The organism is Nocardia aurea, assembly GCF_003123685.1.
Classification (GTDB): Bacteria; Actinomycetota; Actinomycetes; order Mycobacteriales; family Mycobacteriaceae; genus Nocardia; species Nocardia aurea.
In genome coordinates this window covers 126,552-139,789 of record NZ_QCYJ01000116.1, presented here as the reverse complement: position 1 = coordinate 139,789, position 13,238 = coordinate 126,552, and the positions used below count along the sequence as shown (strand labels likewise).

General features: G+C 67.4%; 15 protein-coding genes. 8 read left to right on the top strand and 7 right to left on the bottom strand.

Going from position 1 to position 13,238, the window contains the following annotated elements; genetic code table 11:
• The first annotated feature begins 20 nt into the window (after nt 1-20).
• Nucleotides 21-635 (top strand): GyrI-like domain-containing protein, encoded by a 615-nt coding sequence (locus DAT37_RS28105; RefSeq protein ID WP_109527888.1) that lies wholly within the window; start codon nt 21-23, stop codon nt 633-635.
• A gap of 124 nt (nt 636-759) precedes the next feature.
• Here the strand turns inward: DAT37_RS28105 and DAT37_RS28100 are convergent, their stop codons facing one another.
• The 4 genes from DAT37_RS28100 to mca all read right to left on the bottom strand — a co-directional run bounded on the left by DAT37_RS28100 (nt 760) and on the right by mca (nt 3,028).
• On the bottom strand, nt 760-1,320 hold the full coding sequence (locus DAT37_RS28100; protein ID WP_109527887.1) for a TIGR03086 family metal-binding protein: 561 nt from the start codon (nt 1,318-1,320) through the stop codon (nt 760-762).
• A gap of 130 nt (nt 1,321-1,450) precedes the next feature.
• Entirely contained in the window at nt 1,451-1,786 is a 336-nt protein-coding gene (locus DAT37_RS28095) for a hypothetical protein (protein ID WP_109527886.1), read from the bottom strand.
• Between the two features lie 91 nt (nt 1,787-1,877).
• Nucleotides 1,878-2,162: a hypothetical protein gene (locus DAT37_RS28090; protein ID WP_109527885.1), complete on the bottom strand. Its 285-nt coding sequence runs from the start codon at nt 2,160-2,162 to the stop codon at nt 1,878-1,880.
• On the bottom strand, nt 2,162-3,028 hold the full coding sequence (gene mca, locus DAT37_RS28085) for a mycothiol conjugate amidase Mca (protein WP_109527884.1): 867 nt from the start codon (nt 3,026-3,028) through the stop codon (nt 2,162-2,164). The genes DAT37_RS28090 and mca overlap by 1 nt, the downstream gene beginning before the upstream one ends.
• A gap of 122 nt (nt 3,029-3,150) precedes the next feature.
• Here mca and DAT37_RS28080 point away from each other — a divergent pair, with 122 nt between their 5' ends.
• Together DAT37_RS28080 and greA are read left to right on the top strand one after the other, a co-directional pair.
• Nucleotides 3,151-3,633 (top strand): DUF4307 domain-containing protein, encoded by a 483-nt coding sequence (locus DAT37_RS28080; RefSeq protein ID WP_109527883.1) that lies wholly within the window; start codon nt 3,151-3,153, stop codon nt 3,631-3,633.
• Nucleotides 3,634-3,941: 308 nt separating this feature from the next.
• A complete protein-coding gene (gene greA / locus DAT37_RS28075) occupies nt 3,942-4,436 on the top strand; it encodes a transcription elongation factor GreA (RefSeq protein ID WP_109527882.1) in 495 nt (164 codons plus the stop codon).
• Nucleotides 4,437-4,520: 84 nt separating this feature from the next.
• Here greA and DAT37_RS28070 read toward each other — a convergent pair whose 3' ends face one another.
• Nucleotides 4,521-5,666 (bottom strand): cystathionine gamma-synthase, encoded by a 1,146-nt coding sequence (locus DAT37_RS28070; protein WP_109527881.1) that lies wholly within the window; start codon nt 5,664-5,666, stop codon nt 4,521-4,523.
• 129 nt (nt 5,667-5,795) lie between these two features.
• Between DAT37_RS28070 and DAT37_RS28065 the strand changes: the two genes are divergently transcribed.
• A complete protein-coding gene (locus DAT37_RS28065; protein WP_109527880.1) occupies nt 5,796-6,959 on the top strand; it encodes an acyl-CoA dehydrogenase family protein in 1,164 nt (387 codons plus the stop codon).
• A 19-nt stretch (nt 6,960-6,978) separates the two neighbouring features.
• Here DAT37_RS28065 and DAT37_RS28060 read toward each other — a convergent pair whose 3' ends face one another.
• Together DAT37_RS28060 and DAT37_RS28055 are read right to left on the bottom strand one after the other, a co-directional pair.
• The gene (locus DAT37_RS28060; protein ID WP_109527879.1) at nt 6,979-7,845 is read right to left on the bottom strand and encodes a mechanosensitive ion channel family protein; all 867 of its coding nucleotides are present in this window, start codon (nt 7,843-7,845) and stop codon (nt 6,979-6,981) included.
• 254 nt (nt 7,846-8,099) lie between these two features.
• Nucleotides 8,100-9,491, bottom strand: coding sequence for a cystathionine beta-synthase (locus DAT37_RS28055; protein ID WP_109527878.1), 1,392 nt, complete (start codon nt 9,489-9,491; stop codon nt 8,100-8,102).
• 185 nt (nt 9,492-9,676) lie between these two features.
• On the opposite strand from DAT37_RS28055, the gene DAT37_RS28050 reads away from it, so the two are divergent.
• The 4 genes from DAT37_RS28050 to DAT37_RS28035 all read left to right on the top strand — a co-directional run bounded on the left by DAT37_RS28050 (nt 9,677) and on the right by DAT37_RS28035 (nt 13,165).
• Entirely contained in the window at nt 9,677-10,138 is a 462-nt protein-coding gene (locus DAT37_RS28050) for a hypothetical protein (RefSeq protein WP_109527877.1), read from the top strand.
• 157 nt (nt 10,139-10,295) lie between these two features.
• Nucleotides 10,296-11,249 (top strand): SGNH/GDSL hydrolase family protein, encoded by a 954-nt coding sequence (locus tag DAT37_RS28045; protein WP_109527876.1) that lies wholly within the window; start codon nt 10,296-10,298, stop codon nt 11,247-11,249.
• A 22-nt stretch (nt 11,250-11,271) separates the two neighbouring features.
• On the top strand, nt 11,272-12,492 hold the full coding sequence (locus tag DAT37_RS28040) for an acetyl-CoA C-acetyltransferase (RefSeq protein ID WP_109527875.1): 1,221 nt from the start codon (nt 11,272-11,274) through the stop codon (nt 12,490-12,492).
• 325 nt (nt 12,493-12,817) lie between these two features.
• Nucleotides 12,818-13,165, top strand: coding sequence for a DoxX family protein (locus tag DAT37_RS28035; RefSeq protein WP_109527874.1), 348 nt, complete (start codon nt 12,818-12,820; stop codon nt 13,163-13,165).
• Nucleotides 13,166-13,238 lie beyond the last annotated feature (73 nt).

Genomic DNA, 13,238 nt, shown 5'->3' with positions numbered 1-13,238 from the left:
GAGGCAGAAAGGTTCCCGCGATGAAGCTCGACCTGGCGAAAAGCGACAAGCAGTACTACACCGCGCCGACCGATCCGGTGTTACGCGCCTTCGATACCTACGGCTACGCGACGGTGACCGGCGAAGGCGCGCCACTGGGGTCGGAGTACACCGACGCCGTCAGCGCCCTCTACCGCTCGGTGTACGGCGCGAAGAAACTCGCCAAGGCGACGAATCGGGATTTCGTTGTGCCGAAACTGGAGGGCCAGTGGTGGGTGGATTCCGACGATCCGCCGCTGTCGGTGCCCCGCGAGGAATGGCGGTGGCGGATGATGATCCGGTTGCCCGATTTCGTCACCGCCGAGATGATCATCGGCGCGGAATACGAACGATTCCACGAAGGCGACGCGATCCAGGTCATGCATATCGGCCCGTACGCGACCGAACCGGAGACGCTCGCGCGCATGGAGACCTTCATGACCGAGAACAGCCTGACTATGAACGGCCGCCATCACGAGATCTACCTCTCGGACCCGCGTAGATCCGCCACCCGGACCAGGACGATCCTCCGTCACCCGGTACGGGCCCGGTCCAGGCAGCCGATTCTCCCGGAAGACGATGCGATCCCGCATATCTCTTCCGAGAATGTCCGCTGAGACCGGACGCCGACCGTCGAAGGCCGGGCGAGCCGATGCTCATGCGCGCTGCCGCCCCCGCCTGTTCCACCCGCGGATGCGTCCTCCCCTCGCCGCACCCCGAAACCGGGGAGGTCCGAAGTCCCTAGACGGTGCGGCCGAGGTAGGCCATGAGTCGAAGGTGGGCCGGTGCGTCCGGGGAGATCGCGATCTCGGGGCCGAACATGCCGGGTTTGCGGAAGGTCTCGACGCCGCCGGCTTCGGCCATCGCGGCGAGCAGTTCGGCACTCAGATCGTCGTCGGCGAGATCGGGACGACCGATGGCGATCGCGAGATCGAGACCGTGCACGACCACCTCGGTGAGGTGGACCAGCGCGGCCTCCGGCGCCGTCGCCGTACCGATCGGGAGATTCACCTCCGACGACGGCACGTCCAGACGGCCCCATGCGGCACGGTCGATCTCGGCCGCCGCCGCGTAGGCCACCTGTGGGTCCGCGCCCAGCCAATCGTCGTATGCCCCGACCGGATCGGTTCCCGCCAGCTCCGCCGCGAACAGCCGCATACCGCCCACCAGGTGGTTGAGCACCGCGCGCACATCCCATTTCGCGCACGGCGTGGCCGCCGACAATCGGCCGTCGTCGATCGCGTCGACGATCGTGCCGGTCATGTCGAGGGCACGGTCGATCCGGCCGATCACAGTCTGCATGGACTTCCTTAGCTAGAGCGAACACAGAATTGGTAGCACGGCGGTGTGACATCCGATCGGCATACGCTACTGGGGAGTACCCGCCCCGGGCCACGGTGAAAACGTGACGGGAGACTCCGAGCGATCGCCGTCACGCGGTGAGGAACGCGGCGAACAACAGGACCGTCGCGACGACGTAGGTCGCCATCGCGACCGCGTTGACGCGCGCCCGGTGCGGTGGACGCAGCGTCTGCGGTAGGAGCGAGGCGGCGAGCAAGCCGGTGGGAACGGAGAAGATCGTGCCGAAGATCAGGCCGTAACCGTGCGGGTCGACGGCGGGGTCGGTGGCGATCCGGTAGGTGACGACCAGGCCGACGCACCTGGCCCACAACGCGAGAGCGGCGAGGCCGAGCACGCCCGCCACGACCCGCGCGACGAGTCGCCACCGACCGTCCTCGCACCCGCGCGACGATCCCCGATTCCCCACCTACCCAGAATGCCATGCCGCCGACGCGGCAACCACGTCGACGGCATTGCACCGCAAGGAGATTCGGTCGACCCGGCGGTCGACCGGCCCGTCAGCTCGATTGCGCGCGCTTGTCCGAACCCTCCACCGGCTCACCGGATTCGGATTCGGGGCGCTTGATGATCCCCGGTTCGGTCCCCTCGTCCGCCTCCTGATCCGGCTCCGGATGTTCGGGTTCGAAGGTGGGCGGCAGATTCTTCAGGTGCCGATTCATCGAACGCACGAGCAGGACGGTGCCGACGAGCAGGACGAGAACGATCGCGAGGCCCAGTGGTGAGGCCTTGCCGAATTCCGGACCCGTCGGCGTGCCGGGGGTTTGGGCGAGAAGAGCGAGCATCACCGGTCCGCGTCCTCGATCCCCGCGAACAGATCGTGTTCGGGCAGCGCGGTGCTGACCCTGGTCTTGGCCAATTCGAATTCCTCGGTCGGCCACAGCCGCTGCTGGAGTTCGATCGGGATCGCGAAGAACGCGCCGTTCGGATCGATCTGGGTGGCGTGCGAGCGCAGCGCGTCGTCACGTTGGTGGAAGTATTTGCCGCATTCGATCTGGGTGGTGACCCTGACCATCTTGTCGCCGCGCCCGTCCTGGTACTGCCGCACGCGGTCCAGCCATTCCTGCAACGGGAACGGCTCGCCGATGCGCTCGTACTCCGCGGCGAAGACCTCCATCCGCTTCAGGCTGAAACCGTGGTCGTAGTAGAGCTTGAGCGGCGTCCACGGCGCGCCCGCGTCGGGGAACCGTTCGGGATCGCCCGCCGCCTCGAAGGCCGCCACCGAGACCTCGTGGCATCGGATGTGATCCGGATGCGGGTAGCCGCCGTTCTCGTCGTAGGTGGTGATCACATGCGGCCTGAACTCGCGGATCACGCGCACGAGCGCCTCGGTCGACTCCTCGAGCGGGACCAGCGCGAAACAACCGTCGGGCAACGGCGGCAGCGGATCGCCCTCGGGTAATCCGGAGTCGACGAAACCCAGCCAGGTCTGGCGCACGCCGAGCGCGCGCGCGGCGGCTGCCATCTCCTCTCGCCGGATCTCCACGATCCGGTCGAGCACACCCGGGGTGTCCATCGCCGGGTTGAGGATGCTGCCACGTTCGCCGCCGGTCAACGTCACGATGAGGACTTCGTGTCCCTCGTCGGCGTAACGGGCGGTGGTTGCGGCACCCTTGCTGGATTCGTCGTCTGGGTGGGCATGCACCGCCATGAGGCGAAGGCCACTCACGTCTCGTTCACCGTCGCTCTCGGTCGCGGGTGTCGGGTCTTCATTCCCTATAGTTTCATTCGACCTACTTTTGTTCCGACGTGCCCCCCGGGAGCGAGAAGTCCATGAACGAGCCCCAGCCCGAAACCACCGGCGACGTGTCCGCCGATGGCGCGGCGGCGGCTCGTCGCGCCGACCGCTACGGCACCCGTGACCGACGCGACGCGCCCGGGATTCGTCAGCGTTGGATTCCCGCGACGTTGATCGCGATCGTGCTGGTCGCGGGCCTGGGAATCGCTTTTCTCGGCTTCCAGAAGTACGGTCCGGACGATATCGACGCCGAACAACTCGGCTACACCCTCGTCGACGATTCGACCCTGTCGATCCGGCTGAAGGTGACCCGGGACGACCCGTCGCGCCCCGCGGTCTGTTTCGTCCGGGCGATGGATCGCGACGGGGCCGAGGTCGGCCGTAGAGAGGTGCTCATCACACCGTCGGACAGCGGAACGGTCGAATTGACGACGATCGTCCGTTCCTCGGCCCGGCCATCGGCGGGCAACATATACGGATGTAGCGATCGGGTGCCCGAGTATCTGCGGGCAGGCTGAAACATCTCCCGACTCGCGAATTAACAACGTGTTTGTCGGCAAAATGAACTCCGACCTGCATGTTTGTGATTCATGCTAAAATGGCGTGATACACGGTTCCGGGGCTCGGAGCCGTGTTTGCTGCATTGGCGGCCAGCGCTGTGAGTTCCGGGTTTTCGGGTTTGCCCGCAACTTCACCTGTCGGGGTTCGACGAACTTCCCAGGATTGGCTCTAGCCGTCGGCTGGTGCATGCCCTCCTCCGGGTGGGTAAAGCGCCGGTATCAGGGAATCCCGGTCCGCCGGGAACAACTACTAGGGAGTGATCGAGATGACCGAGACGCAAGTGACCTGGCTGACCCCGGAGTCGCACGACAGGCTCAAGGGCGAACTCGACGCGCTCATTGCCAACCGTCCCGTCATCGCCGCCGAGATCAACGAGCGCCGGGAAGAGGGCGACCTCAAGGAGAACGGTGGCTACCACGCCGCGCGTGAGGAGCAGGGCCAGCAGGAGGCGCGTATCCGCCAGCTGCAGGAACTGCTGAACAACGCGAAGGTCGGCGTCGCGCCGACCAAGGCGGGCGTCGCACTCCCCGGCTCGGTCGTGAAGGTCTACTACGACGGCGACGAGTCCGACACCGAGACATTCCTCATCGCGACCCGCGAGGAGGGCGTGAACGACTCCAAACTGGAGACGTACTCGCCGAACTCCCCGCTCGGCGGCGCGCTCATCGATGCCAAGGTCGGCGAGACCCGGGAATACACGCTGCCCAACGGCAACACGATGAAGGTCACGCTGATCAGCGCGGAGCCCTACCACAGCTGATCCCTGCGTCACGAAACCCGAACGGAAACGGCCGCACCCGAGCACGGGAGCGGCCGTTTCCGTTTGTGCTCGGTCTTGTTGTGCTCAGCCCGCGAGCGCCCGTTCCACATCGGTGAGCAGATCGCCGATGTCCTCGATGCCGACCGACAGTCGAACCAGATCGGCGGGCACTTCCAGATCCGAGCCCTCGGTCGAGGCGTGGGTCATCGCGGCCGGATGCTCGATCAGCGATTCCACGCCACCGAGCGATTCGGCGAGGGTGAAGATCTTGGTGCGCGAGCAGAAATCGTGCGCGGCCGCGCGGCCACCGTGCAGGCGCACCGAGATCATGCCGCCGAAACGGCGCATCTGCTTGTCCGCGACCAGATGGCCGGGATGTTCCGGCAGGCCCGGGTAGATGACCTGGGAGATCGCCGGATGCCGGGTGAGGTATTCGGCCAGGGCCTCGGCGTTGTCGCAGTGACGTTCCATCCGCAGCGCGAGAGTTTTGGTGCCGCGGATGGTGAGGTAGGCGTCGAAGGGGCCGGGAACAGCGCCCGCGCCGTTCTGCAGGAAACCGAACGCGGCGTCGAGTTCGGGATCGTTGGTGATCAGCGCGCCGCCGACCACATCGGAATGCCCACCGAGGTATTTGGTGGTGGAGTGGGTGACCACATCCGCGCCGAGCAGCAGCGGCTGCTGTAGATACGGGGTGGCGAAGGTGTTGTCCACCACCAGTTTCGCGCCCGCGAGATGGGCGACCTCGGCCAGCGCCGGGATATCGCCGATGCTGAGCAGCGGGTTGGTCGGCGTCTCGATCCAGACCAGTTTGGTGTTGGGGCGGATCGCGGCGCGCATCTCGTCGACATTGAACACGTGGGCGGGCGAATGCTCGATCCCCCACTGACTGAAGACCTTGTCGATCAGCCGGAAGGTGCCGCCGTAGGCGTCGTCGGGGATGACGATGTGGTCGCCGGGGCGCAGCATCGCGCGCAGCGCACAGTCGGTGGCCGCCATGCCCGAGCCGAACGCGCGCCCGTAGGCGCCCGACTCGAGGGCGGCGAGGTTGGCCTCGAGAGCGGTGCGCGTCGGATTGCCGGTTCGGCCGTATTCGAAGCCGCCGCGCAATCCGCCCACTCCGTCCTGGGCGAACGTCGAACTCGCGTAAATGGGCACGTTCACCGCACCGGTCTGTGGATCAGGATCGAATCCGGCGTGCACTGCCCGTGTGGAGAATCCCAGCTCGGTCATACCCCCAGACTAGAGGGAGGCAATCGCGGGCAACCGCGCGCCCGGTGGTATGGCCGAGTCCGAATATGCACGTCGGCACCCGTTTGTGACGGCCGTCTCGCCGCGCGGGCGGCCGATTAGGCTGAGTTCATGGTGACTGTCGACGAACTCTTCGCAACCGACTCCCTGCTGTCCGAGGAGGAGCGCGAGATCAGGGATACCGTCGCCGCGTTCGCGGCCAGGCGACTGCGCCCGCATATCGCGGACTGGTTCGAGGCGGGCACTTTTCCCGCCCGTGAGATCGCACCGGAACTCGGCAAACTCGGTCTGCTCGGCATGCACCTCGAGGGATACGGATGCGCGGGCATGTCGGCGACCGCCTACGGCCTCGCCTGCCAGGAACTGGAGGCGGTGGATTCGGGGGTGCGCAGCATGGTCTCGGTCCAGGGTTCGCTGGCCATGACGGCCATCCATATGTTCGGGTCGGAGGAACAGAAACAGCATTGGCTGCCCGGCATGGCGGCGGGCGAGACGATCGGCTGTTTCGGGCTGACCGAACCCGATTTCGGCTCCAATCCCGGCGGCATGCGCACCCGTGCCGAGCGCGACGGCGACGACTGGGTGCTCAACGGATCGAAGATGTGGATCACCAACGGCTCGGTCGCCGATGTCGCGGTGATCTGGGCGCGGACCGACGAGCGGATCCGCGGATTCCTGGTTCCGACGGATACTCCCGGTTTCACCGCCCGCGAGATGCGTCGCAAATTGTCACTGCGCGCCTCGATCACCGCCGAACTCGACCTCGACGACGTCCGGTTGCCCGCCGACGCGCTCCTGCCCGCGTCGAAGGGCCTGGGTTCGCCGCTCGCCTGCCTGAGCGAGGCGCGGTACGGCATCATCTTCGGCGCGCTCGGCGCGGCCAGGGACTGCCTCGACGCCACCATCGAATACACCCGCACCCGCGAGGTCTTCGAGAAACCGCTCGCCTCCTACCAGCTCACGCAGGCCAAACTCGCGGATATGGCGTTGGAACTCGGCAAAGGGCAATTGCTCGCGCTGCATATCGGCAGGCTCAAGGATCGTCACGAAGTCGGGGCCGAGCAGATCAGCGCGGGGAAATTGAACAGCACGAGGGAAGCGATCAAAATCGCTCGCGAATGCCGCACACTTCTCGGCGCGAACGGCATCACCCTCGACTATCCGGTCTTGCGGCACGCCAACAATCTGGAATCGGTGCTCACCTACGAAGGCACGGCGGAAGTGCACCAAATGGTTCTCGGTAAAGCGCTGACCGGCGCGGACGCGTTTCGCTGACCCTCGGATCCAAGGAATCTCAACGAATCTCCCCCGGGTCGTCGAAGTAGTAGTCGTCGTCCTTGGTGTACCCGCCCGGGCCGTAGCCGCCGCGCATCGGTTCCCGCGCCCACTGCTGCTGGGCTCGGGTGGCCCGGTCGTCCATCCACAACTGTTCCCGGGCGGCGTCGTCGCGACCGCGCCGATAGGTCTGGGCATGCCCTTTGACCACGGGCATCTCCTCCTCGAGGCCGCTGAGCCAGTCCTCCCAGCGACGCTGCATGGGACGGATCAGTCCGCCGCCGACACCGACCACGATGACGCCGCCGATGGTGGCGAGCACCGTGACGAGTATCGGCAGCGTCACCGAGGTGGCGACACCGATCTGGTTCAGTGCGGCGACGATGCCGATACCCCAGACGAATACCGCGGCGATCCGCCCGATCATCGGCCCGTACGACAGGCCGCCGAGCACGGTGGCGACCATATCGCGCACCCCGTGCGCGATGGCTCCGGCGACCACGATGATGACGATCGCCACGGCGGCGCGCGGCAACCACGCGACGATGCGGTCGATCGTCGCGCTGACCGGATTCGTCCCGAATATCCCGAAACCGAGTTGCAGGGCGATCAGCAGAATCGCGAAATAGGCCAACTTGGCCAAGAGATCCGAGGCGTCGTACCGGCTGCGCGCCAACATATCCCCGATACCGCCGCGCTCGACCAGCCGATCGAATCCGACCCGGACGAGCACGCGGCTCACGATCGCCGCGACAACCCTGGCGATGATCCAGCCCCCGAGCAGGATCGCCAGGAAACCCGCCGCGGCGGGAACGAACGTCGCGATCGAACTCCACGCGTCCGTCAGCCCCTGCTCGAAATCGATAGCCGAACTGGAGGTGTACACGGCCCGTCCCTTCGCTACCCGATACGCCAGGGCCGGTGCCGTGGCTGTTCCCGAGCCGGTTATACCCCGGGTCGTCTCCGAAACAGCGAGTTTGCGAATTATTTGCTGGCGCGTCGCGAATATTGGTTCAGCGCCGCATCCAGGGCCGCGAATTTCAGCCGGGACGACGAACGCACAACAGTTTTCGCACCTATCGCGGACAGCACTCCGTCAGCCCGCGATCGGATAGCCGGACGGGGTGGGCGTCGAGACTTTCAGCGGCCGATGGAACCGGTGCTGAGGAAGCCGAGCAGGTCGTGGCGGGTGATGACGCCGACCGGTTTGCCGTCCTCGACCACCATCAGCGCGTCGGTGTCGGACAGTGCCTTGGTGGCGGCGGAGATGGGTTCGCCGGATCCGATCAACGGGAACGAGGGGCTCATGTGTTCGGCCACCGAATCCGTCAGGTGCGCACGGCCTTCGAATACCGCCGACAGCAGATCCCGTTCGGTGACGCTGCCCGCGACCTCGCCCGCCATCACCGGCGGTTCGGCGCCGACCACCGGCATCTGCGAGACACCGTATTCGCGCAGGATCTCGATGGCGTCGCGCAGGGTTTCCGACGGGTGCGTGTGCACCAGATCGGGCAGCGCGCCGGACTTTCCGCGCAGGACATCGCCGACCAGCGGCTCGGCGATGCTGCCGTCGAGCCGGGTGCGCAGGAAGCCGTAGGAACTCATCCACTCGTCGTTGAAGATCTTGGACAGGTAGCCGCGGCCGCCGTCGGGCAGCAGCACGACCACGACGGCGTCGGGATCACGACGGGCCACCTCGATGGCGGCGACGACCGCCATACCGCAGGAACCGCCGACGAGCAGTCCCTCCTCGCGGGCCAGCCGCCGGGTCATGTCGAACGAATCGGCGTCCGACACCGCGATGATCTCGTCGGGGATCGCCGGATCGTAGGCCGAGGGCCAGAAATCCTCGCCGACGCCTTCGACCAGGTACGGCCTGCCGGTGCCGCCGGAATACACCGACCCCTCCGGATCCGCGCCGATGATCTTCACCGTGCCGCCCGACACCTCCTTGAGGTATCGACCGGTGCCGGTGATGGTGCCGCCGGTGCCGACACCGGCGACGAAGTGGGTGATCTTTCCCTCGGTGTCGCGCCAGATCTCCGGGCCGGTGGTTTCGTAGTGGCTGTCCGGGCCGCCGGGATTGGAGTACTGGTCCGGCTTCCAGGCGCCGTCGATCTCGCGGACCAGCCGATCGGAAACGCTGTAGTAGCTGTCCGGGTGATCCGGCGGCACGGCGGTCGGGCAGACGACGACCTCGGCGCCGTAGGCACGCAGCACATTGCGCTTGTCCTCGGAGACCTTGTCCGGGCAGACGAATACACATTTGTAGCCGCGCTGCTGCGCGACCAGGGCCAGTCCGACACCGGTATTGCCCGAGGTCGGTTCGACGATCGTGCCGCCGGGACCGAGTTCGCCCGACTTCTCGGCCGCCTCGATCATCTTCACCGCGATCCGGTCCTTGGAACTTCCGCCAGGATTGAGGTATTCGATCTTGGCGGCCACCAGCCCGGCGTTCGGTCCGACGACAGAGTTCAACCGGACCAGGGGCGTGTTGCCGATGAGGTCCACGACGTGATCCGCGATGCGCATAGCTCCATCGTTGCAGAAAGCCGCGCGGTGCTCGCATCGACGGCCCTCTACGCGGGTTCCCGACGTCGCGACGGCCCAGTGCGCGCGGGCTCGGGAGGCGCATTGTGAATTCCGGCACGGCGGGGCGAAATCGGTGCGGGGCGAGTCGCACCCGGACACGGCCCTCGGGCCTAGGATCGGGAAATATGAGGCAGCCCAACATCGTCCGAGCCGCCACCGTTCTGGTGTGCGCGGCCACGGCCGCGGTCGTCGGATCCGGCGCGCAGGCCAGTGCGGCGACAGTCCCGTTCCCCCAGGTGCCGACGCTCGCGCACGGCGGTCTGTGCTGGACGAGTATCGAGACCTGGGCCGATACCAGCGCCGACTGGCCGGGCCGGGCCATCCTCAACATGCGGGCGACCCCGGTCTCCGGCGTCGGCCCCGGCCTCTACCCGTTCGCCCCGCTGTGCGAGGTGCGCGCCTTCGTGGCGTGGCGCAATCTCGACACCGGCGCGATCGGCGTATACGAGAACAACGTGGTGACCGGTATCTACGGCAGCATCCTGTACGCGCTGTTCCAGGACACCGGCCCCGGCCGGGTCGAGGTCGCGATCACCACCGATTCCGCGAACGTTCCGGCCAAGGCCACCTTCACCGTCCCCGGCTGAGATCGCCAGGGAGTTCGCGGTCGCCGGTGCACCCCGACGACCTGGGCGAGCCCGGCGGCGGCGACCCATCCGGTACGCGCCCGGGTGACCGGCGGCGGAAGCGGGATCGACGTCGCCGTGCGCGGAGCCACTACTATTCGTAGTCGTGGCACCTCGGATGAGCAGGCGTACCGCCGCGGTGACGGGTATGGCCACCGTGCTGGCCGGATCCAGCGCGGGCACCGCGTCGTGGGCCGCGTATCGACTTCTCATGGCACAGGCGGGCGCGGCGCGCGGGATCATCGGACGCGACACCTCCAAACCGCCGGAGGCCGACGGTGTCTACACCGCGGGCTGCGAGTCACCCGAGCCCTGGCGGCCGGGTAAGCCGGTCGACGTGCACCTGATGATCTTCGGCGATTCCACCGCGGCCGGGCTCGGATGCGCGAACTGCGAGGAAGTGCCCGGCGTGCGGATCGCGCGCGGTTTGGCCGAGGCCACGGGGATGAGTATCAGGCTCAGCACCAAGGCGATCTGCGGCGCCACCTCCAAGGGCCTGTCCGGTCAGGTCGACGCGATGTTCGTCGCGGGTCCGCCGCCGGACGCCGCGGTGATCTTCGTCGGCGCGAACGACGTCACCAAGAAGCATTCGATCTCCGCCTCGGCGCATCGGCTCGGCGCCGCGGTGCGCAGGTTGCACGACGCGGGCGCGGTCGTGGTCGTCGGCACCTGCCCGGATCTGGGCACCGTCGCCGCGATACCGCAGCCGCTGCGCACCATCGTGCACAACTGGAGCGTGCGGCTGGCGAAGGCGCAATTCGGGGTCAGCGCCGACGCCGGGGCCCACCCGGTGCCGATGGGCGACCTCGGTCCGCAATTCCTCACTTCGCCGGACCGGCTCTTCGCCGCCGACGGCTTCCACCCCTCCGCCGACGGTTACGCGTTGGCGGCGGCGCATATTCTGCCGGTCCTGGTGACGGCACTCGCGCAGCGACGGGCGGAGTCACCGCAGGCCCGTTCGGCCGAACGACGTGGCATCACCGCGCGGCTGCGCGGACTCGTCGAATCTCCGGGGTGGCGGGTGCGCCGCTCGGCTAATTTGGTACACATAGAGTCGCCAGTACAAAACTGAGCAGAAGCACAAAGGAGCCCTCATGCCCGAGGCAGTTATCGTTTCGACCGCTCGCTCCCCCATCGGCCGCGCCATGAAGGGTTCGCTGGTCGACATCCGGCCCGATGATCTCACCGCCCAGATCATTCGCGCGGCCTTGGACAAGGTGCCCGCGCTCGATCCGACCCAGATCGACGACCTGATCCTCGGCTGTGGCTCGCCCGCGGGCGAGCAGGGCTTCGGCATCGCCCGCAACGTCGCCGTCCAGCTCGGCTACGACACCGTGCCCGGCACCACCGTGCAGCGCTACTGCGCGTCCTCGTTGCAGACCACCCGGATGGCGTTCCACGCGATCAAGGCGGGCGAGGGCCATATCTTCATCTCCGCGGGTGTGGAAACTGTCTCGCGCTACAAGAACGGCTCCGCCGACGGCTGGCCGAACACCAAGAACCCGGTGTTCGACGAAGCTCAGGCCAGGACCGCCGAAACCGCCAAGGGCGGCGCGGGCATCTGGCACGACCCGCGCGAGGACGGCCTGCTCCCCGACCCCTACATCGCCATGGGCCAGACCGCGGAGAACGTCGCCAGCTTCACCGGCATCACCCGCGAGGACCAGGACCGCTGGGGCGTTCGCTCGCAGAACCGCGCCGAGGCGGCCATCAAGGCCGGCTTCTTCGAACGTGAGATCACCCCGGTCACGCTGCCCGACGGCACCGTGGTGTCCACCGACGACGGCCCGCGCGCCGGTGTCACCTACGAGGCGGTCAGCCAGCTGAAGCCGGTGTTCCGTCCCGATGGCACCGTCACCGCCGGTAACTGCTGTCCGCTCAACGACGGCGCCGCGGCGCTGGTCATCATAAGCGACACCAAGGCCGCCGAACTCGGTCTGACCCCGCTGGCCCGCATCGTCTCCACCGGCGTCTCCGGCCTGTCGCCGGAGATCATGGGCCTCGGCCCGATCGAGGCCGTCAAGAACGCCCTCGCGCTGGCGGGCAAGACGGTCGACGATATCGACCTGTTCGAGATCAACGAGGCGTTCGCGGTGCAGGTACTCGGCTCCGCGCGCGAACTGAAGATCGACGAGGACAAGCTGAACGTCTCCGGCGGCGCCATCGCCCTCGGCCACCCGTTCGGCATGACCGGCGCGCGCATCGCCACCACCCTGATCAACAACCTCCAGACCCACGACAAGCAGTTCGGCGTGGAGACCATGTGCGTCGGCGGCGGCCAGGGCATGGCGCTGGTCATCGAGCGCTTGAGCTGATACCCGCGCCGCCACCGCACAGGTGGCGGTCACGGTGAACCCGTCCGGACGGCTCCCTATCCCCGCGATAGGGAGCCGTTCGTCGTTGAGGCACGGGACGGAAACTCGACCGTCTCGATGCCCTCCACCACGCGGCGACGGGCTCGATGACGCTTGCCGACCTCGGCCCGGCCGTGGGGGCAGTCGACCGACGGACCTGTGCACCCTGCCACCGACCCGGCCGATCACCTCGCCACGGTGTGGGCGCGGCGTCGGATGTCACATATCGCGGTCGGGCCTCGTCTACCGAGCGAACGAACTATTCGTACGCACCCGGGAGACCGCCATGCACGCCGCCTACGTCATCGTCACCGTTCTCGCCGCCGCCTGGGTCGGCTTCTCGGCGTTGTCGCTGTTGCGGCGCGCCGAGTTCGTGGTCGGCCCGCTGGTCGAATACGGCGTTCCCGAATCGTGGTGGACCCCGCTCGGGCTGGTGAAGGGCGCGGGCGCGCTCGGCTTGATCGTGGGGCTGTGGGTGCCGGTGATCGGGCTTGCCGCCGCGATCGGCATCGTCGCCTACTTCCTCGGCGCGATCGTCACCATCGTGCGGGCGCGGGCCTACGGGCACGTCCCGTTCCCGCTGCTGTACCTGGTACCGGTCGCGGTCGCCGCGGCGCTCGGTATTGCCGCCTGATCCAGCACACGCGAAAGGGCGGCCGCGTCGGCGACCGCCCTTCTCGTATCCGTGCGGCCGGAGCCGCTCGGAA